We start from the raw sequence: 20834 nt of genomic DNA, 5'->3' as shown, positions 1-20834 counted from the left end.
GGGGGCGGTGGAGATGATCACACCCGAGGACTTCCCCGGCGTGGACGAAGACGCGGCACGCCGCATCATCGTCGCGGCCCGATCCATCGCCCCCTGCATCGACGTCTTCCCCGACGAGTCGGAGGAGAAGAAGAACGCTCTCGCAATCCTGCGCGGCGTGGCCGCAGAAGCACCCGCCGCCGGGTCGCGCCGCGTGCGCGCGCAGCGCATCGGATCCGCGTCCGTTGACTACTGGGACGCCAACACCTGGCGCGCGGAAGACCGAGCTGCGTTGCGCTCGCTCTGCCCGGCCGCCACCGCATCGGGCGCACCTCGCGGTAGCTTCCCCACAGACCGACCGCTCGCAAAACTCTGGCCGGAGCACTACGCATGAGCTTCCCCCACGGCCGCACCGTGTACCGGCTGCGTGCCGGACTCATGCCGGACCCCTACAACCCGTCGGAGCAGATCCGCGAGGACTGGGAGCACCCGGACATCCTCCCCATCGAGGGGGCGTTCATCGCGCAGACGTCGACTTCGCTGCTCGGCGACGCGAATCGTGCGCAGGCGGTCGAAGCCAAGTCGCTGTTCTGTGACGGTGACCGCGACATCCAGAAGGGCGACCGCATCCGCGACGGCGAGGAGGGCGGCCCGATCTACACGATCGAGGGCATTCCGCCCGCAGCCGACACGAACCCGTTCACCGGATGGACGCCGGAGCGAGAGATCCCGCTGACCCGATCGGTCGGCTGACCGAAGGGAGTCGCCCATGCCGCGCAGCGGTAACACCGTCGTCGAGTTCAACCCGCGGTTCTTTGAGACCGTGCTGCGTGAGCCTCGCGTCGAGGCGCTGGTCGACGGCGTCACCGAGGACGTTCTGAAGGCCGCTCAAACGAACGCGCCCGTCGACACGATGGACTACCGGAACGGCCTGCACATCGAGCATCGAGACTCGCGGTACCGCCGCGTGGCCCGTGTCGTCGGGTCGGACGAGAAGACCCTGCTGATCGAGTCGAGGACGGGCAACCTCGGCCGCGCGGTGAAGGCAGCGAAGCGGTGAGGGTCACACCTCCCGATGTGCAGACCTGGCTCATCGGTCACGTCCGCGCGCTCGCACTTGCCGAGGGCATCGCGGTCGACGTCGCGCACGTCGAGCCGCCGGATCTCGCGCTCCCGCTCAGGCGGCCCCTGGTTGTCATTCGAGACGACTCCGGCTCTCGTCTCGATCACACGACATTCGACCGATCAATCGGCGCGTCCGTCCTCGGCGGCTCCAAGGGAAACCCGAAGCCCGCCAACGACGTCGCCTCCTGGCTCGGCTCGATCCTCTTCGACTCAGACCTCCCGCTTGCCGACGGTTCCCCGATCGCATCGGTCGAGTGGGACGGCTGCAACGGACCGTATCCGGTCCTCGAAACGCTCGACGTCGCTCGCCGGTACTTGACCGCGCAGTACGTCGCTGCCGGCTCCTGGTGAGCCACCCCATCCACACATGAGCCCGCGTCGCGGGAGAAGGGAGAGGACCGTGACCGCGGACTCTCAGGGAAACGACCTCGACGCCGTTCAGGTCCCCATCACCGGCCTCGCCGCGTTCGCGCCGGTGCTCGAGGCGAACATCATCGAGAAGGCCGAACTCGGTGCGAGCCCCCTCGCACTGCCGGCCGCGTACAAGCGCCTCGGCCTGTACAAGCAGGACGGTGGCCCCGCCGCGTCCCGCGAGTCGGGCGACGCGATCGAGTTCTACCAGAAGGGCTACACCCTCGCCGGGGACGGAACCCGCACGGTCGTCATCGGTCTCGCGGAGGATAACGACGCCGTGCGTTCCCTCACCGAGGGTGGCACGCCCGACGCGAACGGTGTCATCGAGGTTTCGTCGTCGCTGCCGAACAACCGCTTCATCCTGCTCGTGGTAACGAAGTACCGCAACGGCAAGGAGAAGCGTCAGATCGGCGTCGCCTCGGTCACCGCGATCGAGCAGGACCAGTCGGAACGCGGCGCCGTCGAGGGCCAGAACGTGACCTTCACCTGGCAGGAAGACGAGCTGTTCAACGGCGCGCCCTTCTGGCAGTGGGGACCCGCCATCCCGGGCGACACCACGCCCTGACGCAGACGACTGGCCGGGGTGTCGTCGGGTCACCCCGGCCAGTCCTTCCCACCCGACACCCGACACCACCCGATGAACGAAGGAGGCCACTGTGGCCGCACGCACCAAGCCCACCACCGCCGACGCGACCCCCGAAGTCGTCTACGACTTCGACGGGTGGACCGAGGAAGACGAGTCGAAGGCCATCGCCGCCATCGCGCCGGAGGTGAAGTACATCATCGTCGAGCGTTCGTTCGTCGGGAAGTTCTTCGACGGCACGATTGTGAAGGCCACCCTCGCGCTCAGCCTCGACGACGTCGACGCCCTCCAAGCCGAGTACGGCAACGAGATCGACCAGTTCCGCTCCCTGATCCAGGTCGTCGGCGGTGACGAGAACGTCAAGGCGCTGAGCAAGCAGGACATCTCCGACGTCGCGCAGATGGCGATGAAGTACTTCGAGGTACTGCAGCGCATCCAGGGGGCAACCCGCCCGGAATGATCGCCGTCGCCCGGCTGATCCGAGAGCACCGCGACGCGGTCGTGTGGACCCTGCGCGCGTCGTGCGGGGTCAGCATCTCGGAACTGGGCGACGGCCTCACATGGGGTGAAGCGCACAGCCTCCTCACCCGCGCCGCCGGCGACTCTGCCACCGCGCTCGGCGCCGAACTCGCCGGATGGGCGTACCCCGCGAGCATGCCGGAACTGCTGACCATCCTGATCAGCGCCGGCGGCGAGAAAGCCCTCGTGAAGGCCGCGATGGGCGCGATGCCGTGGGCGATGAAAACCCCGCGGGGGTCGGACGCCACCGCGGAAGAAGTGGCGACCGCGCAAGCAGAGCTCGAGGACAGCATCGTCTTCGCCGACTGAGGAGGTGCCATGTCGTCCGAGGTCGGATCCGGTCACGTCAGCGTCTTCCCCGTCATGACCGGGTTCAAGACCCGCGTCACCCGCGGCACCCAGGAAGCGGGTGCCGCGGGGGCGAAGACCTTCGACCGCGGGTTCAAGGGCGCGGGCGCATCCGCCGGCCGGACCCTCGGACGTGACCTGAAGGGCGCGCTGGCACAGTCCGCGAAAGACCTTGGCACCGCGGAGGTGTCGAAGTTCACCGGTGAGGTCGCCTCCGCATCCGCGGCCCTCGCGAAGGCACGCCTCAAGCAGCAGGATGACGCTGGCCGCGTCCGCGTCGCCGAGACGCGCCTGCAGGAGGCAATCGCGAAGTCGGGGGAGGGGTCTTCTCAGGCGGTCGCCGCCGAGGAACGCCTGAACTCCGTCCGTCGCGCCGCGCAGACCACGACGGATGCCGTCGCCGCGGCGACCCTCCGTCTACGCAACGCGCAGGAGTCGCTCCGTGCCGCGCAGACGGCGGTGGCCGACTCGTCAGTGGCAGCATCCGGCGGTGTCCGGCAGCTGCTCGCCAACTTCCGCTCCGGGTTCGCCGACGCTCGCGCCGCGCAGTCTGCGTTCAGCGGTGTCACGGGCTCGCTGGGCGGTCTTTCTCGAGCTCTGCTGGACGTGACAGGGTTCACCTACCTGGGGCGTCTGGCGAAGGCTGGGGCGCAGCAGGCGGCAGCTGCGTTCACGTCCATGGCGACAATGGTCGGCGGTGGGCTTGCGAAAGCTCTGACTGCGACCCGCTCGTGGGCTGCGGGTGTCGGTGCGACTGTGCGGGGTGCGTTCAGCCCGTTCACGCAGTACGCGTCGGCGGCGGGCACACTCCTCGCATCCCCGTTCGTCAACCTCGGCACCCGGGTAGCTTCCTACCTGATCCCGGTGACGACGCAGGTATCTGGGCTGTTCACCAAGCTGGGCCAGTCGGTCGCTCCCGCGTTCTCTCGCGCGACCTCCGGTATCGCATCGGCTGTCGCCGGCATCGCTGGGCCCGTGGGGTCTGCAGCGACGCGCGCGTTCAGCGGCATCGTCAGCGCGGCACGGTCCGCCGGTTCCGCAGCGGGGAACGCTCTCGGGTCGAGCATCCAGAACGTTGCCACCGCGGCCGTCACCGTGGCTGCGGCGGGTATCGGCATCGCGTTTGCGAAGGGCTTCGCCCGCCTGAGTGCGATCGATACGGCTCGCGCGAAGCTCACCGGTCTCGGGAACGACGCCGCCACTGTGCAGCAGATCATGGGCGATGCTCTCGCCTCGGTGCGCGGCACGGCCTTTGGGCTCGGCGAAGCGGCCACGGTCGCGGCATCCGCGGTGGCCGCTGGCATCAAGCCGGGTGAGCAGCTGCAGAAGCACCTGAAGTCGATCGCGAACAACGCCTCCGCGGCGGGCATCTCCATGGAGGAGATGGGGTCGATCTTCAACAAGGCCGCGACTCAGGCCAACGGTGTGCAGAACGACGTCATCTCGCAGCTCGCCGACCGCGGCATTCCCATCTACCAGGCACTCGCCAAGCAGATGGGCGTCACAGCCGGTGAAGTGTTCAAGATGGCCTCGGAGGGGAAGGTCGACTTCGAGACTTTCTCGAAGGCCGCGACCGCAGCGGCGGGCACAGTCGCTGACGAGATGGGCCGTACCGTCCCCGGCGCCGCGAAGAACTTCCTCGCCTCGATGGGCCGTATCGGCGCGAACGCGCTGCAGCCCATCTACGGCAAGATCGGTCCTCTGATTCAGGCCGCCACCTCGGCTCTGGGACCGATCGAGGAACGAGCGAAAGTCCTCGGCGACGTTCTGCTGACGGTGCTCGGGCCCGCGCTCGACTCCGTCACAGGGTTCCTCACCCGGATCGGTGAGGGCGCGTCGATCTTCTCCGGCGCGCTCGCGGGACTGCAAGGAATCGTCGGTCCGCTCGTGGGCGCATTCGCCGCGCTCGGCGCCGGTGGGCTCGCAACGCTGCTGACACGCATCCCCCTGCTGACGGCCCTGTTCCCCGGACTCATCGGGGCACTGGGTCTTCTTGGTGGCCCCCTGGGCATCGCAGCGGCAGCGTTCGCCGGGTACGCGCTCAGCGGTGGGGACATCTCGAGCCTGGTCGGGTCGATCACCACCGTCGTGCAAAACGTCGTGGCCGCGTTGCCTGGGCTTGTTCAGCAGATAGCGACGTTCGTTCCGCTGCTGGTGCGCGACATTCTCGCGCAGGTCCCCATGCTGCTGTCCGTCGCGTCGCAGCTCGTGTCGATCCTCGTGCAGGGGATCATCACCGCCCTCCCCATCCTGATGAACGGGGCGCTCGCGCTCGTCACTGGTCTGCTCACCGCGATCGTCGCGAACCTGCCACAGATCGTCGAGGGTGGTATTCGCCTCGTCACGACGCTGCTCAACGGCATCGTGCAGGCTCTGCCGCTCGTTCTCGACGGCATCGTCATGCTGGTCACAGGGATCGTCAGTGTCCTGGGCGGGATGCTTCCCTTGCTGGTTGAGGGGGCGACGACCCTCTTCCTCGGCCTGGTACAAGCCGTGATCACGGTGCTGCCAGAGCTTCTGGCGACCATCGTGGGTGCTCTGCCGGGTATCGTCGCGGCACTCATTTCGATGCTGCCCGTGATCCAAGCGGCAGCGATCCAACTGTTTCTACAGCTCATCCTGGGTCTCCTGCAGGTCATCCCGCAGCTCGTCACCACCTTGGTCGGCGCGCTGCCGGGAATCATCGCCGCCCTGCTCGGGATGCTCCCGCTGCTGCTGACGACGGCGATCCAGCTGTTTCTGCAGCTGGTGCTCGGGCTCGTGCAGGTCATCCCGCAGCTGCTCACCACCCTGGTGGGGATGCTGCCGGAGGTGCTCAGCACGCTCATCGGGATGATCCCGACGCTGCTGACCACGGTCATCGACCTGTTCCTGCAACTCGTCCTCGGGCTGCTGACGGTGATCCCGCAGCTGCTCGTCGCGATCGTGGGGATGCTGCCGCAGATCGTGTCCACCCTGATCAGCCTCATCCCGACGCTGATCAAGGCCGGCGTCGAACTGTTCAAGGCGCTCGTCACCGCGGTGCCGCAGATCATCCCTCAGCTGAAGGACACGCTGCGGGACATGGGTCCGACGATGGTCGACGCGATCGTCGCGCTCGGTCCGGCGCTGCTCGAGGCGGGCAAGGAGATCATCCGGTCCTTCATCGACGGCATCGGTTCGATGATCGGGGAGGTCGGGAACACGCTCGGCGGTCTCATGGACTTCGTCGGCGGGTTCTTCCCGCACTCCCCGGCCAAGCGCGGTCCCCTGTCGGGGCGTGGTTGGTACGCGCTCCGAACCGGTGGTCAGGCGATCGGGCAGCAGCTCGCTGACGGTATCGGCGACGGGCAGCGTGAAGTGGAACTCGCGTCGGCTCGGATGACGGCCGCAGCACAGTCGGAGGCGGCTCGTGTGGCGTCGTTCATTGGGTCGGTGTCTTCGACGCTGACCGCGACGGGTGCTCAGGGCGCCGCGGGCGGCGCTACCGGCTCGAACGGCGACGGAACAGGCGTCCCGGGTGGTGACACGTACAACTTCTTCGGGACGACGCGTACGGCGGCTGAGGAGCTGATCTACGAGGCGAACAAGAAGAAGCGACGCAAGCTCTCCGCTGCGGGGACGCTGACGACGGTGGGGGTGAGCTGATGTACCCAGTGGTGCTCGGCTCACCCCCGGTCGCGCCTCCCGTCCCCGTCCGGCAGTGGCAGGGCATGTCCATCACCTGGACCGGGTCGGACGGTTCCGTGTGGGACCTGACCGACCCAGACGGTGGTGTCGTGCTCGTCCGCGACGGGGTCGAAGGGCTGCACTTCCCCCGCATCGAAAAACACACGACCCGCTCACGCGCGTTCCCGGGTCACCGGCTCCGCGGGTGGCAGACCAACGCGCGCGACGTGCTCTGGAAGGTGTACATCTGGGCCGACGGGACGAACGCGTGGCTCGACCGGATCACGCGGTTCTTCGCCACCATCCACCCGGAGAACGAGGGCATCTGGTCGGTGCAGGTCGGTGACCGGCCTGCCAGGACGCTTCGCCTCACCGGGGTGTTCGACGAACCGCACTCGTATGACCGTGACCCCACCCTCCGCGGGTGGCAGGTGTACTCAATCGCGCTGGAAGCCGCGCAACCGTACTGGCAGGGGGAGCGGGTCCGTCGAGGCCCGTGGGAGTCGCCCACCCCGGTCGGGTTCATCCCCGAGGGCGGTGGCCCGGAGTTCGGGATCTCGTCGTCGGCGAACTTCGCCACGGCCGCGATCCCCAACCTGGGTGATGTGGATGCGTACGGCATCTGGTGGGTGCGGGATGCTCTCTCGCAGATCGAGCTCGGCGTCGGTGACACGCTCATCCGGCCGACGTTCGACCTCATCGAGGGGCAGATGCTCCGAATCGACACGGACCCCCGCAACCCGACCGCGCAGCTCGGACCCGCCGTCGACGACACGGACGACTTCGTCGGTGACGACGTGACCCGGCAGCTCGGGTTGCAGGACTACGCCCGCATCCCACCGGGCGCGTCCGTGCCGTTGCACGTCGCAGCGGTCGGTGCCGGCGCGGTCATGTTCGACCTCACGCCGCTGCACTTCCGCGCCTTTTGAGAGGAGCCACCGTGGACGGTTTGCGCTTCGTCGTCGACGACAAGACCGGGGCGTACCTCCGGGACGTGTCGGGCTTCGACGCGCAGGCCGTGCTCGCTCCCAACGTCATCCCCGCCGCCGAGTTCACCGCCCCGAGCGATCATGCGGTCGCACCGCTGGTGACGCTCGACGGGGCGCGGTGCCGGGTGTTCTTCCGCGGGGAGGAACAGTTCCGAGGTCTCATCCAGGAGACCCCCGGGGAGGGGCCGGACGGCACCGTCACCGCCCGCGTCGTCGGGGATCTACAGTGCCTCTGGTCCTGGTACGGGCGGCAGGTGCCGACGGCACCGATCGTTAACCAGTACCAGGACTACCGCACCTACTCGGGGCCGTCTGAGACGGTGTTCAAGAACGCGCTGCGGGAGAACTTCACCCGCCTGGGCGTGCCGTGGACCGTGGCGCCCGACCTGGGACGCGGGTCTCAGGTCCAGACACAGTTCCGCATGCACCCGCTCGCCGACAAGCTCATCCCGCTGCTCGACGCCGACAACCTCACCGTGGTGCTCACATACATCGACGACGAGAACGGCCGGCAGACGGGGGTGGTCGTCGACGTGCGCGAACCAGACACCGTCCCCGGTGTGCTGACGCTCGAGACCGGCATCCCCGACAGCTACACGTACACCCGGCAGGCGCCGACCATGACCCGCGTGGTCGTCGGCGGCCGCGGGGAGGGCGTGGAGCGGGAGTTCATCGAGGTCATCCACCAGGCACGGGAAGCCGAGTGGGGGATGATCCGCGAGGGCTTCGTCGACGGCCGCAACACCGAGGAAGGCGCGGACCTCACCGTCGACGCGTACGAGGCGCTCGCAGACGGCGCCGCCCGCGTCGGGCTGAACACCACCCTCGTCGAGACCGCCCGGTTCGTCTACGGGAAGACATACCAGGTTGGGGATCTCGTGTCCGTCGATGTGGCGCCGGTGCAGACCGTGCAGCGCATCTCCGTCGCCATCACCGAAACCGCCGACGAGGGCGTCACCGTCACCCCCCGCATCGGGGAGCTCGACGAAACCGAAGACACCGACGCTCGCCTGTGGCGGGCCGTCGCGCGATTGTCGCGCGGCATCCGAGACCAAGGGAGACGCTGATGCCGTCTGTGAACATTCCCCTCAGCGCCGGGTACGGTCGCCGCGGCCCCGACGACACCTCCGCCGGCACCGTCTATGCGCCCGAGTGGTCGGCTCTCGTGTCGAACGCGGGCGGGCACGACTATGGCGTCATCGGGCAGGATTCGTGGAAGGTCACCCGCGGTGCCCTCGACCGGGAGATCGTCATCGCCGCCGGCCGGGGTTTCGGGAAGGGTGTCATCGACACGACCGACCAGGCGTCCCGGTTCCAGCTTCCGGCGCCGTCGTCCGGGTCGGTGTGGCACCTGATCGTCGCGCACCGTGACTGGGCGGCGCGGCAGTCGTCGTTCACCAACCTCGTCGGCAACAGCAACGCGCAACTTCCCGCCCGGGACGTGACCCCCGGTCTGCTGGATGACCAGCCGATCGCCCTGGTACGGGTCACCGCGGGCCAGTCGCAGGTGACGGAGATCCGCGACCTGCGAGTCTGGGATGCCCTCGCCGTCGACGACCTGGTCCTGCAGTACCTGAACCGGCTCGGCTCCAGCGTCACCATCGGTGGCGTCCTGTGGCGGCGGGACATCAACACCCTCGGGAATCCCGTGTGGGTGCGGAACCGCACCGTCGACACGGTCACCGATAACAACGTCCTGGCCGGTGCCCCGTGGGACAAGCGGAGCCCCATCCTGTCGAAGTTCCTCTCGGGAAGCCCCCAGGTCGCCGCCGGCAGCCTGACCACCCTGGGAATCCCCGACGGCGGGTTCCCCAACGGGGGAGTGCTGCACGTCTCCGTGCAGATCACGTCGGGGAACTCCGCGAAGATGTGCACGGTCGCGGAGATCACGACCACGTACATCAAGCTGCAGCTGCTGGACGAGTTCGGAGAGCCCCTCCCCAGCGGAACCGCTGTCCCGCTGTCCGTGCGCGTGGACGGGTGGGTGAGCTGATGACGCAGCGCTACCGCGGCCGCAACGGGCAGGTGCCCGAGTCCGAGCTGACCATCTTCCACCGCGGGAAGAACCGAGTCGATGGGGACTGGTACTGGGGCCTCCCGCCCGCGACCTACGCGAAGCACCTCAACCTGCTGACGCTCGCGCGTCGCCGCGGGCGGGGCGAGCTGTCGCCGTCGGACGGGTGGGGAACGTACCGCCCGCGCGCCGCGCAGGAGATCGCGCGCCGCATCTACGGCAACGGTGCAGCCGTCGTCGGTACCTCGAGCCACGGGCTCTACTGGGAGGGCCACGACACCGCCGCCGTCGACTACTCCAACTGGGGCGAGATCTACGGCTGGGACATCCTCGCGTTCGCCGCCGACTGCCGAGCGGTCGGCCTCACCCCGCTGATGATCGTGCCCGCTCGTGGCTACCCCTACGAGCCGTGGCACGTCATCGATCTGAATCCGCTCGGCCCCGCGCCCGCCCTCCTCGGCCTCGGCGCGATCACCTTCGACCCGCAGGGAGACGACATGTACGACGACAAAGCCCGCGAGGAGCTGATCCACCGTCTCGACGTGGTGATGACGCCCGCGATCGCGCGCATCGAACAGATGGTGCAGCAGGCGCGCGGAGGCGCGTACTCCTTCATCAACATCGAGGGCTCCGACGACATTGTCGTGGTGTCCCTCATCAACGGGAACATGCACCGCATCGGCAACCCGTACCACGCGTCCCTGCTCGATCGGGTGAAGCGCGGGTACTTCGACACCGCGGACATGCTCACCGCCGAGCTCGACATCGTGCGCGGCTACCTCGTCGCCATCAACCCGCCCCCGACTGCGATCGTCGACAGTGACGCCCTGATCGCCGAGCTCTCACGCATCCTCCCCGCGGAGGCTCAGGGTGAGCACCGCGTCGAGGTCGACCCTGCGTCGGTAAAAGCCGCCGTGGACGCCGCGATCGACGCGCACACCTCGACCATCGCGTTCGTGCAGAAGCCCGCATCGTGACCGTCATCCCCACGGCGTGGCGGGAGAAGCTCACCGACATCTGGTTGGCGGAGACGTTCACGGTGATCATCGCGATCGTGTCCGCCACCTACGGGGTGGTCGTCATCGTCACCGCGCACGACCTGCTCAAGGCCGTGTCGTTCCGTCAGGCGTTCGCGTGGGCACCTCCGTACGTGTGGGGCCTCACGATGGTCGTCCTCGGCGTTTTCATGCTCGGGCTTCTCGCGCACTCTCGTCTCGCCGCGGCCGTCCCCGCCGGTCTGCTCGCGCTCGCGTGGATCGCGTGGGCGCTGCCGATCATCCAGTCGCCCGGGTTCCTGTGGACGGCGTTCGTGATCTACGCCGGCATGGCGGCGTTCACTCTGGCGACGGCGCTCGCGCTGCTCGTTCCTCGACGGAAGGCGTGACCCATGGATGCGAGCAAGCCGGTCCGGTTCACGTCCCCGGCCAACGCGTGGGCGACCGGGGCGCAGTTGCTCGCGTTCGTCGTGCCGGTGTTGTCCGTCGCTGAGGTGTACCAGCCGGTCGCGCTCGAGGCCGTGAGCCCGATCCTCGCGGATGTGTGGCAGTGGCTGCTGCTCATCGTCGCGGTGATTGCGATCGCCGCGTCGGTGGGGGTGCAGGTCATCACCGCTCGAGGTGGTGCGCTGATCGTCGCGATGTCGCGTTTGGAGGCGGTGGCGACGTTGCTGATGGCGTTCTGTTTCGGAGCGTTGTGGGGCGCGCTGGTGCGGGAGTACGGCTTCGGCGCGAACCCGCTGACGCAGGCGATGGTCGGGGTGCTCGCTCTCGCCGCCTTAGCCCGTGTCGTGCAGATCGTGTGGGAGATGTGGAAGTACCACCGTGCTCTGCGCGCTGGGAAGACCGTCCCCGTGGAGGCGCTCGCACAGCCGAAGGAGAGCTGATGCAGCCCGACCAGATCGGTGCGCTCCTGACCGCCGCTGGCATCGTCATCGGCTCCCTCGCCGCGCTCATCACCGCGATCGGCGCGCTGATCAAGGCCGCACGGAAGCCAGGCGGGGATGAGCCGGCGCCGCAGGTCGGTATTACCGCAACCGTCCCAGCCGACGACATCGACATCCGGGCGTGGGAGGACCTCAAGCAGCGCCTCAAGGACCGGGACGACGAGCTGCGCGCCATGACCGCCGACCGCGACAAATGGATGCTCCGCGCGCTCGGCGTCGACGAAGACACCCACCCCATCTGACCCCGGCGCCGTGTCGGGGTCTTCGTCTTGAAAGGACACCCCGCATGGAAACTGCTCTCCCTCCCATCTGGTACGCCAGCAAGCGAGTGCTCCGCACCATCGTGCAGGCCCTGGTCGTGCTCGTCCCCGTCGTCAACGGCGTCGGGCTCGCCGTAGTCGGGTATCTGCGTGAGCAGACCGACATCGTCATCCCCGGCACCGTGTTCGTCGTGCTGAACGCGATCGTCGCGGTGACGGCGCTGCTCATGGGTCTCGCGGCGAAGATCATGGCCGTCGCCGGTGTGAACGACCTGCTGGGTCGTATCGGGCTGGGTTCGGTGCCGCAGTCGCAGATCGTCGGCCGCGAGGCATCCACGGGTGCGGTGATCGTCGCCGCGGACCCGAAGTCGCTCACGACCCGCGCCGCGTACTGGGCGTCGCGTCGCGGCTGATGCTCCGTCTCCTGGTGGCGGTCCTCATCGTGGGGGCCGCCACCGTCTACTTCTCGCCTCGGCGTCACGCCGGCACCTGAAAGGAACCCGCCCATGGCCGTCGTCGGATACTTCCCCGCGACCCTCGCCGTCGACAGCAACACCGGCACCCGTCTCCGCAACGCTGAGGCGCAGGTGTTCGCCATGACGGACACGTCGTTCACGACGCCGCTGGCGATCACCGATGTGTCGGGGGTGCCGTTCACCGGCAACAAGCTCATCTCGAACAGTGACGGGATCTACCCGGAGTTCAAGCCCCCGGCGGGGGTGACGCAGGTGATCGTGAAGTCGGGGCAGGCGCTCACCCCGATGACGTCGATCGCTGTCGCCGCGGAGGCGGCGGAGAAGGCCGCGTCAGACGCTGCGGGGTCGGCTACCGACGCCGGAGCGGCAAAGGCCGACGCCGTCAAGGCGAAGGACGACGCCGTCGCCGCGCAGCAGGCCGCGGAGGCCGTCGGTGCGACGACGGACGATCAGATCGAGTCGCGAATCAAGGACTCTACGTCGAAGACCTCGGTGGCCCTTACGAGCGCATTCGGCGCGGCGGCGGTAGCGCAGTCGCCCGAGGTTACGGCGAAGATCAGCTCCGTCGGATCGGGGCTGTTCCCGCCCAAGGCGACTGTGCCGATCGCGCCGTCCACCGGACACCTGCGCCCATACGATCCTGCTCTGCAGGCATACAACCTCCGACCCGACAACCTGCGGAAGATGCGGGCTGCTCTGGCGAACGCCCGGGCAGGGGCGAACCTGCTCCGCAAGATCGTCCTCTGCGGAGACTCCACTGCGAAGGGGGTCGGATCGACGAACACCCTGACGAAGTCGGTACACGGACTCCTTCGCGCAGATCTCGTGCGCGCCGGGTACACCATGACCGGTACAGGCCTCGTCTGGGCGTTCTCGGGCACCGGTGGCGAAGACCCGCGGTGGACGTACGAGACCGGGTGGGGCCCGTTCTCCGAGCCGATCATGCAGTGCAACTCCGTGAACAAGAAAGCAACGTTCGTCAGCGATCAGCCCGGGACTGTCGTCAGCATCGTCTCGCTGAACAACAACGCCGCGGCGACATGGTCGTACTCGATCGACGGCGGCGCCGAGGTCACCGTCACCCCGAGCGGCGCGCAGACCGTGCAGATCACGAACGTCACGGGCCTGGCGAACACGACGCACACGGTCGTGATCAAGTCGCTCACCGCGAACGCCACGTTCCTTTGCGGCATCGAGGTGCGCGGCACGGCCGGCCTCTCCCTCAGCCGCCTGGGCATCGGCGGTGCCACCGCGGCGACGTGGAACACGACCACCTGGTACTCGCCGCGGAAGATCCTCGAGGCGTACGCCCCCGATGCGTTCATCCTGCAGCTCGAGACGAACGACGCCCGCACCGGCGTCGCAACCCCCGTCGCGACCTACGGCACCCGCATGGACGAGATCGTCGCGTGGATGCTGGGCAGGGGCGACGTCGCGCTGATGACGGGCTACATGGTCGAGAACGTCGACCTCACGCCCTACACCGAGAAGCTCTACGCGATCGCGGATGCCCGCAACGTGTCCCTGTTCGATCTGACCGAACGGTGGGGAAGCTTCGCGACCGCGAACTCCCTCAACCTTCAGCCGGATGCTCTGCACCCGGGCGACACCGGCTACGCGGACGCGGTCGCCGGTCTCAAGGCGTTCCTCGGTCTTGCCGCCTGAGATGAAGTGTTCAGCCGTGAACCCACGTATGGAAGAACTCTTCCTCGCATTCGTCGGAGCAGTAGTCCCAGCCCTGTTGCTTCGGCTGCTTCTTGCACTCCATGCACAGGCTCTTGCGGTGCGAGACCCACTCCATAAGGCGGTAGATCGGTGGGCGCTGCTCCATGACAGAGGAGCATACGTCCACTCGACATTTCACCGCTAGCCGCGCCCCCTCTCAATGTATGGGTGGGCGGCTCGCGTCGCGACAACGCCCCCGGTGTCCCTCTTCGGAGGTGACACCGGGGGCGTTTTGTCGTTATGGAGTCGTCTTGGCGGCCAGCTTAGATCTGAGGAGGGGAGTACCTAAGGATCGGGACGACGAGCGTGCCGCCCTCGGAACGCCACCGTCCCATCGCAGGGGTGTAGCCCTCCGCTCGGAGGATGCCCTCGACTTTCGCAGCGTCGTCGGCGTCAGCGAGTGATCCTGAGAAGCCGGGCATCTCGACCATCCCTCCACCTGGACGTTCGGGGGTGACCGGGAGTCGAAGGCGCCAGATGCGGGCGTCTTGGCTGTAGCTGATCAGCGCAGTGAGAACGTCGTCGGTCATGGCCGAAGCTTAGACGGACCGCACGTGTAGCAGGATCGGACGACCTCTACCGGGTGAGAACACCTGGCTGGTCAATCAGGAAGAGAAATGCGACAGCGAATGCGGCCACGGTCGCGGCAGTAAATCCGACGCTCTTCCCCAGGGCATCGAGATGCTTGCTGCCGTTGTGGGCCCACAAGCGAATGCCGGCCCCAACTGCGCCGAGGATGGCCGCCCACACGCCGAAGACTTTGAACGACTGAAGTGGTTGGTCTTGGTGCTGCGAGAAATAGTGCGCAGGCACGGCCACCGCAGCAATCATGAAACCGAGAGCTATCCATACCCAATACCTCTCAAGCAGGGACGGGATTGCCGTCTCCTGATCCTTCACAGTCATAGTGCCCCCTGGTCTTCTTGCCGCGAGTCTTCGCTTGGTGAACGATACTCGAGTGTTGAATGCGTAGCTTCTCAACCACCCAGCGCAGCAGTGACGATCGGCCCGATGGCAGCTGCCGCTGCGGCGGGCACACCCTTGTCCACCAGGCCTCTCACAAGACGCGACAAGGCGCCCTTGTCCGGGGAGGGTTTTCTGAGCTCCGCGATGATGGCGTCCAGCTGCGCCGCAGCTTCGCCGACCTGAGCGTCCACGGTGTTCCCCATGGCGGGACTGACGCTCAGGTGGGTGCTGACATCCACTCCGATGACCGTGTCGAAGTTGCCGCGTAAGGGACCAAGGACGGGGGCGACCACGGTGGTGCCGCTTCCGCCGCCAATCTGTGTTCCAATGAGGTTCTCGATGGTCACCGTTTGCTGCGGGTTCGTGACAATCGATGTCCGCACTGCCTCAATTGCCTTGATGGCGTCTGTCTTCTTCATGGCGTGAAGCTATCTCGCTTTGGTCCCAGTTGTCGCCCTACTCGCCCGCGCGCACCTAGGCTCTGGCCCATGCGCGACGCCGACCGCCAGCACCTCAGCGAACTGCTCCATACGACGTCGCACGGGACCCTCACTCGATCGGACGCAGTGTCCCTGCTCATCATGACGAGGGGCCAAGCCTCTCGGGGATCTTCATTGCGAGACCTCGGCGACGGCATCGCTCACGACGAACGTAACCGTGGCGAGGCATTTGAAGAGCTGCGTCTTTTCGCTAGACAGGTCGTTCGCACTGCCCTGCATGGTGGGCAGATAGAGGCAAAAACGCTGTATCCGATCGACCCCATCATTGAGAGTCTGGCCGGCGTCGCCCGGAAGGTAGCGGTGCCCTTTGAGGTTCGGGCGGCTTACGCTCGACGGCAGACCGTCGCGGATTCTCTAGCGGCTGCGGTGGATGGAACGACGTTCACAATCAACAAGATGGTACGCGCGGAGTTGAAAAGTAACCCACCCCAGTGGGTAATAACCCCCCTATGGGACGTACGTGGTGACGCGCTTCGTCTCTACAGAGAGATCGGATTTGCTGGGCCGCTCTTTCTCCCGTGGACGTTCTGAGTCTGCGCCGGTCCGGCCTATGCGAGCCTGTGGATAGCTTCCGCCGCCCGTTCGTGGTTCATGCCTGGTCACCAGTCGGGTGATGGTCGAGGCCAGCGGGCGTTGTCCTCTCTGAAGGTGACGCCGGGACCTTAGTCTTCGCGGGCGTCCCCGAAGAGGGGACATCATTCATTACAAGCCCCCAGATAGGTTCGTGACCGAGACAATCCAATTTGGGGGAAAGCGTTGAAGTTTCGCAAAATGGTCACAGCGGTTCTTGGTGGAGTGATCGTCGCGGCGGGTCTGATGGGGGCACCTGGCGTAGCTATCGCGGCTCCCGCGACAGCTACTGACGTCTCCGTCGCCGCGGCTCCGACGCCGTGCGATGGGGCGGCGAACGTGCGATTCACGCAGTCGGGCGGCACGTCGACAGTGAAGAACTGCCGCACCGCATCCATCCGCGTGAAGTTCACCGGTAATCAGGTGGGTGCGGGTGTGGTCGATTCGTCGTGCCGCACGCTAAGCCCTGGTGCGTCGACCTCAATCCAGGACGCTCTGCTCGTTCACTGGAAGCAGTGGTCCTACTGCTGAGAGCACGAAAGACGCCCCCGGGTGTCCCTCTTCGGAGGTGACGCCGGGGGCGTTTCGTCGTTGCGTCAGCGGCTGGCGGGTGCAGCTCGCAGGCCGTCCTCCATGTAGAAGCTGACCGCGCCGTTCACATCGGCGACGCCGTAGATGTGCCGGTTCTTCGCGACGTCGCGGATATCGACGACCTTGCCTCGGGCGCCGTCGGTGGGCATGACGTCATCGTCAATCTGGAATCTAGGAATGCTCATGCCCCCGAGCATGTCGGAGAACAAGCAGGGAGCGCTAGCCAGACAATCCGACGAGGGCGGTGGCTCGTCGTCAGGCGAGCATCTTGAAGATGTCTTCTGCCGACCCCTTACGCGTCCGAGATCGCGCAGCTGGTCGATGATGCGCTGGCGTGCGGCCGACAGTTCTCCGCGTGCTTCGATGTCGGAAAGAGTGGACGGTGTCGGAAGACGCTTCGTGGACTCTTACCCATCCGCACGGGCGCGTCGGTGAGGACGAACCCGGCCGGCGCTTGCTGCTCGAGCAGGGTGTGTGCCTCTTTGAGGGAGCGGGCCTCCACCTCAGCGGTGGTGGTCTCGCGGGGGCGGATGGTTCCGATCAGCACCGGTCCATCGTACGAGCCTGTGGATAACTTCCGACGCCGTCCCGCGCTTCGTGCTGGGATGACCGGCATGGATCACATCACCGTCCCAGCCATCATCCGCACAACATCCGAGCCCGACGCCATGACGCTCGAGGTCAGCGTCACGGACGGGTGAGTCACGATCGAACCAGCCGAGGTCGGCGGCCCCACTCTCACGGTCGACGCGTGCACATGGCAACGCCTCGTGGCAGCCAGCGCCCGCCTCGGCACCTAACGCGGCGCCTGCGGGGCGTACGCGGGCAACGTGCTGACCATGTCCGGCGCAAGGGAGGCGCGAGGAGTCGCATCTCTCTGCCTGACGGCTGGGAGGGGGCGTTCTGTCGTGCACGCAGCAACACGCGAGTTGTGCTCTAGTCTCCGATCATGAACTCACCACTCGACTACCTGATCGCGATCTTCGAGCAAGGCGGGCCATTCCTGCTGAGCCTGGCAGCGTTCATCATCAGTGCGGTCGGGGTTCTCGCCCTCACCGGCCCCATTCGAAGCCTCATCCGAGCCAAGACGGCTGAGATAGAAGCGCGACGGCCCGGATCCGGAGACAAACCGTGATCCAGGACTCCTAGCGACTGCACGGTCGGGGCGCGTCCCTGCACTCCTCGGTTGTTGTTGTTGAGCAAAAAATTCGCAATATTGTTTCCCAGTGGAGTTCTGAGAAACAGTTTGGACGGGCGTCATCTCTGATGTTGTCGCGGCCGGCGTGATTGGCGTCTTCGCTTGGGTGCGCAAGAGCACGCGCCCCAGCCACTCCGTGACTATCGTGTCCGGCGTGGTTGAGTACGAAATATGGCCGCTGGGTAACCAGCCAGGCGCGAGGCGCTGGGTCTGAGCCGAGGAAAGCCCGGCAAGACGTCACGAACGTGCCGCAGGATCCACCCGTCGGGTACCTGCGACCGCAGTGAGGTCATGTCGGCGGCTTCGAAGGCTCGGCGGCGGCCGCGGAGGTACGTCAGCTCGCGATCGGCGTCAACAAACGATCGCGCTCGAGGGCAGCGGCAAGGTCGGAGGTAGCTATCGGAGTACCAATACGCAGATGATGAGAGCGTAGAAGAACGCGTTGAAATCGAACGTGCCCCGGACTTTGACAGCCGTGGAGGTGAGGCGGCGCAGTTTAAGCTCCCGCGGCGGCCAGGCCGGACAACGCGGAGCCGAGGGACTTCTCGAAGTAACGCGCGTGGGTCCGCTTGAGAGCAACAAGCGACGGCGCACTCAAGACCGCAACTTCCTCGGTGCTGCTGGCGACCCGCTCGGCGGCGAAGCGAGCCTGCAGGGCATTCTCGCTCGCGCTGGTGCCGCTGAACTCCTGGATGGTGGCAGCGCCGGTCTCACGGTTGTAGATAACAACGAACTGGCTCACGAGACCTCCTGACCTTCATCCATCGCCTCGAGCAGGGCGAACACGCGCTGCAGGCGTTGGATCGATTGTCGCATGGAAACACGCAACTGGGACAGCGTTGGCTCGGACTCCGCCCTGATCCCAGCGTACTCCTCACGCATGGAAGGGCTGATCCTCGCTGCGCTTTCCTTGAGCACGTCATAGTTCACGTAGCCGAGACCCGCCCTGCGGGTCTCTTCTTCGGTTTCCGCGATTGCTAAGGACAGGTTTTGCATCTGATCCAAGATCGCCGTCTTGACCGCGAGCTTCTCTTCGTCCGGCTCGGCGAGCGGTAGACCGTACCTCGGTTCCCTTCCCCAGCGGTCGCATAGGAGCTCCATGAACTGCGCCCATTCGTGCTGCATCTGTGTGCGGAACTGGATTTCTGCGGGCGCTCCACTCAGGCGCACCTCAAGATGTAGCGCTCGATACCCGAACATCGGGCTGGACAGGCGGTCTATGAGGCGTGTCTCCCCAAAACCCCACTCCTGCAATGGAGCGGCCGAGATGGCCTCTTGGATCACGCCTGCCATCATCTCGAGCTCTAGGAGTGAGCAATCTGCAACCACTCTGATACCAGCTACGTCGCGGATAGAGGGCAGCTTGATGTGCGGTTCGCGACGCAGCTTCTCCACAAGAGTCGCGCGCGTCTTGGTCCGCCCAGTGCTCGCTACAGCGAGTCGCGGGAGAGCCCCGGATGCCGCGACCAGCAACCGGTCCATGAGATCCTGCAGAATTACACGTCGTGTGTCGGCATCGATAATGAACGCCTGGTACAGGTCTTCCTGTGCGGGAGTCAGCGGGTCCGCGCTCGCGAGACTGCTCCCGAGACGTTGTAGCGCCTTGGTTCCTAGTTGAGCTCGCTCATAACGCGGGATGACCGTCGGGCTGTCGGAGCTCACCCGACCAACGTTATCCGCCCGCGGATCATGGGCGCTTCAACTCCGAGATCCCCAGTCCGCTGCCGGCGGCCCTGGGTTGCCCATCGTCGCGAGATAGGCGGCGTGCACCTTATGGCAGGCGAGCCGAAGGTTGTGCGCCCATCCGATGACCTCACCGCGAACCGTCACCCGGTAGGCGACCTGCTCACCGTTCATCACGCGACGGATCTCGATACGCCCGTACTCGCGGCCTTGCGGATCGACCATCCGCCATGTGCCGGTTGGGCCCTCGACGGCGGCCATGATGGGGTGCCAGGTATCCACGTGCGCCGGATCCTTCCTCCGGCCGAGAGGACATCAGCCTACGGCGGACCGCCGACATCGGGCCCGCCGAGAGAGCCGGGTAACCCCTGTCGTCGGAGATCAGACGAACACCGAGGATCTCGAGGAGTTCGGAGGGGTGGGATCGCAAACGCGACCCTTCGGCGCTCGCACCTCGCAGCCCCTAGGCGGTGGCCGGGATACGCACTGGACGTTGCGCGTCGCCTATGAGCCCGCATTCGCTCATGCGTTGCACTCACCCCATGACTCCGAAAGAGTTGCCGCAGGAGCCGGTGTAGCGATCCGCGGAGCATCAGTCAAATGGGCCTCGACGAGAGACTGCGGCGGCCGCTATCGCTATCACAACAGTGTTCGCAGGAGGCCATCATGGAGCGCGAGATCAACTGGTTGAATCCGAACGAGTTGGAGGTCATCGCACCAGGGTTGTCGGCGTCTCGTCTGCGGAGCCTCCGCGCCTCCGAAGCCGGTCCGACTGCATGGGAACTGAGCGACGGGTCATCCCTTTACGACGAGCTCGAGTTTCGGCGCTGGCTAGAGGGCACCGTCGATCAAGTGTGGGTATACGGCCCGCCTTTGGCTCGACTTCCGCTGCCATCAAAGGCACGCGAGTACCGGTACCGAGACGCCACGCTCGATGAGCTTCGTCGCCGCACGTACATCACGAAGGAGCAGCTGGTCGCGCTGGTGCCCGGTCTCACGCCGTATAAGGCACAGCAAATGAGGTCCTCCGGGAGTGGGCCGCGGTTTCTGCGACCCACACCCCACACCATCATTTACGTGGCGGAGGAGGCGGTCTGGTGGTCACGTGAGGTGCCCAGCCTGTCCTGGGTGCATGAGGTCGGCTACACGCGCCAAGGAGAAGTGCGCCGGAAGCTGACACCGCCGGTCGGGATCAACATCCCGCTGACCGAGATGGAACTCTCGCGCATCCGTTCGCGCCAGGCAATCCGAGGCCGGTGTGAGCCCTCAAACGGCTGACTTGGTAGTGGAGCGCGCACTTCGCA

Annotated in this window: 27 protein-coding genes; 20 read left to right on the top strand and 7 right to left on the bottom strand. The window is 66.4% G+C overall.

From position 1 onward, the window contains the following. Window positions 1-13: 13 nt before the first annotated feature. The 17 genes from AB6V29_RS01460 (at window position 14) to AB6V29_RS01380 (ending at window position 13962) form a co-directional block, all read left to right on the top strand. Window positions 14-373: a hypothetical protein gene (locus AB6V29_RS01460; RefSeq protein WP_369356639.1), complete on the top strand. Its 360-nt coding sequence runs from the start codon at window positions 14-16 to the stop codon at window positions 371-373. Next, window positions 370-732, top strand: a complete 363-nt coding sequence (locus AB6V29_RS01455) for a hypothetical protein (RefSeq protein WP_369356637.1) — start codon at window positions 370-372, stop codon at window positions 730-732. The genes AB6V29_RS01460 and AB6V29_RS01455 overlap by 4 nt, the downstream gene beginning before the upstream one ends. A 16-nt stretch (window positions 733-748) precedes the next feature. After that, on the top strand, window positions 749-1039 hold the full coding sequence (locus tag AB6V29_RS01450; protein ID WP_369356635.1) for an HK97 gp10 family phage protein: 291 nt from the start codon (window positions 749-751) through the stop codon (window positions 1037-1039). Then, window positions 1036-1455, top strand: coding sequence for a hypothetical protein (locus AB6V29_RS01445; RefSeq protein ID WP_369356634.1), 420 nt, complete (start codon window positions 1036-1038; stop codon window positions 1453-1455). Before AB6V29_RS01450 ends, AB6V29_RS01445 begins: the two co-directional genes overlap by 4 nt. A 49-nt stretch (window positions 1456-1504) precedes the next feature. Beyond that, window positions 1505-2083 (top strand): hypothetical protein, encoded by a 579-nt coding sequence (locus tag AB6V29_RS01440; RefSeq protein WP_369356633.1) that lies wholly within the window; start codon window positions 1505-1507, stop codon window positions 2081-2083. A gap of 91 nt (window positions 2084-2174) precedes the next feature. Next, window positions 2175-2561 carry a hypothetical protein gene (locus AB6V29_RS01435; RefSeq protein ID WP_369356632.1) on the top strand — a complete coding sequence of 129 codons (387 nt, stop codon included), beginning with the start codon at window positions 2175-2177 and terminating at the stop codon, window positions 2559-2561. Beyond that, window positions 2558-2929 carry a hypothetical protein gene (locus AB6V29_RS01430; RefSeq protein ID WP_369356630.1) on the top strand — a complete coding sequence of 124 codons (372 nt, stop codon included), beginning with the start codon at window positions 2558-2560 and terminating at the stop codon, window positions 2927-2929. Before AB6V29_RS01435 ends, AB6V29_RS01430 begins: the two co-directional genes overlap by 4 nt. 9 nt (window positions 2930-2938) lie before the next feature. Next, on the top strand, window positions 2939-6595 hold the full coding sequence (locus tag AB6V29_RS01425; RefSeq protein ID WP_369356628.1) for a tape measure protein: 3657 nt from the start codon (window positions 2939-2941) through the stop codon (window positions 6593-6595). Next, complete coding sequence (locus AB6V29_RS01420) at window positions 6595-7545, top strand: hypothetical protein (protein ID WP_369356626.1); 951 nt, start codon at window positions 6595-6597, stop codon at window positions 7543-7545. The genes AB6V29_RS01425 and AB6V29_RS01420 overlap by 1 nt, the downstream gene beginning before the upstream one ends. Before the next feature lie 11 nt (window positions 7546-7556). After that, window positions 7557-8672 (top strand): hypothetical protein, encoded by a 1116-nt coding sequence (locus tag AB6V29_RS01415; RefSeq protein WP_369356625.1) that lies wholly within the window; start codon window positions 7557-7559, stop codon window positions 8670-8672. Continuing rightward, window positions 8672-9598 (top strand): hypothetical protein, encoded by a 927-nt coding sequence (locus AB6V29_RS01410; RefSeq protein WP_369356623.1) that lies wholly within the window; start codon window positions 8672-8674, stop codon window positions 9596-9598. Before AB6V29_RS01415 ends, AB6V29_RS01410 begins: the two co-directional genes overlap by 1 nt. Beyond that, window positions 9598-10596, top strand: coding sequence for a hypothetical protein (locus AB6V29_RS01405; protein WP_369356621.1), 999 nt, complete (start codon window positions 9598-9600; stop codon window positions 10594-10596). Before AB6V29_RS01410 ends, AB6V29_RS01405 begins: the two co-directional genes overlap by 1 nt. Continuing rightward, window positions 10593-11003 carry a hypothetical protein gene (locus tag AB6V29_RS01400; RefSeq protein ID WP_369356619.1) on the top strand — a complete coding sequence of 137 codons (411 nt, stop codon included), beginning with the start codon at window positions 10593-10595 and terminating at the stop codon, window positions 11001-11003. Before AB6V29_RS01405 ends, AB6V29_RS01400 begins: the two co-directional genes overlap by 4 nt. Window positions 11004-11006: 3 nt before the next feature. Further along, a complete protein-coding gene (locus AB6V29_RS01395) occupies window positions 11007-11501 on the top strand; it encodes a hypothetical protein (protein ID WP_369356618.1) in 495 nt (164 codons plus the stop codon). After that, entirely contained in the window at window positions 11501-11803 is a 303-nt protein-coding gene (locus AB6V29_RS01390; RefSeq protein ID WP_369356616.1) for a hypothetical protein, read from the top strand. Before AB6V29_RS01395 ends, AB6V29_RS01390 begins: the two co-directional genes overlap by 1 nt. Before the next feature lie 44 nt (window positions 11804-11847). Further along, a complete protein-coding gene (locus AB6V29_RS01385; RefSeq protein ID WP_369356615.1) occupies window positions 11848-12234 on the top strand; it encodes a hypothetical protein in 387 nt (128 codons plus the stop codon). A gap of 93 nt (window positions 12235-12327) precedes the next feature. Continuing rightward, window positions 12328-13962 (top strand): SGNH/GDSL hydrolase family protein, encoded by a 1635-nt coding sequence (locus AB6V29_RS01380; protein WP_369356614.1) that lies wholly within the window; start codon window positions 12328-12330, stop codon window positions 13960-13962. A gap of 323 nt (window positions 13963-14285) precedes the next feature. On the opposite strand, the gene AB6V29_RS01375 is transcribed toward AB6V29_RS01380, so the two are convergent. The 3 genes from AB6V29_RS01375 to AB6V29_RS01365 all read right to left on the bottom strand — a co-directional run bounded on the left by AB6V29_RS01375 (window position 14286) and on the right by AB6V29_RS01365 (window position 15407). Then, on the bottom strand, window positions 14286-14552 hold the full coding sequence (locus AB6V29_RS01375; protein WP_369356612.1) for a hypothetical protein: 267 nt from the start codon (window positions 14550-14552) through the stop codon (window positions 14286-14288). Between the two features lie 46 nt (window positions 14553-14598). Beyond that, window positions 14599-14928, bottom strand: a complete 330-nt coding sequence (locus tag AB6V29_RS01370; RefSeq protein ID WP_369356610.1) for a hypothetical protein — start codon at window positions 14926-14928, stop codon at window positions 14599-14601. Between the two features lie 71 nt (window positions 14929-14999). After that, complete coding sequence (locus tag AB6V29_RS01365; protein WP_369356608.1) at window positions 15000-15407, bottom strand: hypothetical protein; 408 nt, start codon at window positions 15405-15407, stop codon at window positions 15000-15002. A gap of 69 nt (window positions 15408-15476) precedes the next feature. Here AB6V29_RS01365 and AB6V29_RS01360 point away from each other — a divergent pair, with 69 nt between their 5' ends. After that, the gene (locus AB6V29_RS01360; protein WP_369356606.1) at window positions 15477-16019 is read left to right on the top strand and encodes a hypothetical protein; all 543 of its coding nucleotides are present in this window, start codon (window positions 15477-15479) and stop codon (window positions 16017-16019) included. Window positions 16020-16654: 635 nt separating this feature from the next. Here the strand turns inward: AB6V29_RS01360 and AB6V29_RS01355 are convergent. After that, window positions 16655-16798, bottom strand: a complete 144-nt coding sequence (locus AB6V29_RS01355; protein WP_369356604.1) for a hypothetical protein — start codon at window positions 16796-16798, stop codon at window positions 16655-16657. Window positions 16799-17598: 800 nt separating this feature from the next. Between AB6V29_RS01355 and AB6V29_RS01350 the strand changes: the two genes are divergently transcribed. Then, complete coding sequence (locus AB6V29_RS01350; protein ID WP_369356603.1) at window positions 17599-17784, top strand: hypothetical protein; 186 nt, start codon at window positions 17599-17601, stop codon at window positions 17782-17784. Between the two features lie 559 nt (window positions 17785-18343). Here the strand turns inward: AB6V29_RS01350 and AB6V29_RS01345 are convergent. The 3 genes from AB6V29_RS01345 to AB6V29_RS01335 are packed head-to-tail and all read right to left on the bottom strand — an operon-like array spanning window position 18344 to window position 19812. Continuing rightward, window positions 18344-18589, bottom strand: a complete 246-nt coding sequence (locus AB6V29_RS01345; protein WP_369356601.1) for a hypothetical protein — start codon at window positions 18587-18589, stop codon at window positions 18344-18346. Continuing rightward, complete coding sequence (locus AB6V29_RS01340; RefSeq protein WP_369356599.1) at window positions 18586-19509, bottom strand: hypothetical protein; 924 nt, start codon at window positions 19507-19509, stop codon at window positions 18586-18588. Before AB6V29_RS01340 ends, AB6V29_RS01345 begins: the two co-directional genes overlap by 4 nt. A 36-nt stretch (window positions 19510-19545) precedes the next feature. Beyond that, window positions 19546-19812 carry a hypothetical protein gene (locus AB6V29_RS01335; protein WP_369356597.1) on the bottom strand — a complete coding sequence of 89 codons (267 nt, stop codon included), beginning with the start codon at window positions 19810-19812 and terminating at the stop codon, window positions 19546-19548. A 384-nt stretch (window positions 19813-20196) separates the two neighbouring features. Between AB6V29_RS01335 and AB6V29_RS01330 the strand changes: the two genes are divergently transcribed. After that, complete coding sequence (locus AB6V29_RS01330; RefSeq protein ID WP_369356595.1) at window positions 20197-20808, top strand: hypothetical protein; 612 nt, start codon at window positions 20197-20199, stop codon at window positions 20806-20808. Window positions 20809-20834 lie beyond the last annotated feature (26 nt).

The sequence above is a fragment of the Microbacterium sp. 20-116 genome, assembly GCF_041079415.1.
In the GTDB taxonomy this organism is placed as follows: Bacteria; Actinomycetota; Actinomycetes; order Actinomycetales; family Microbacteriaceae; genus Microbacterium.
The sequence above is the reverse complement of the archived record's forward strand: the minus strand, read 5'-3'. Positions and strand labels throughout refer to the sequence as shown.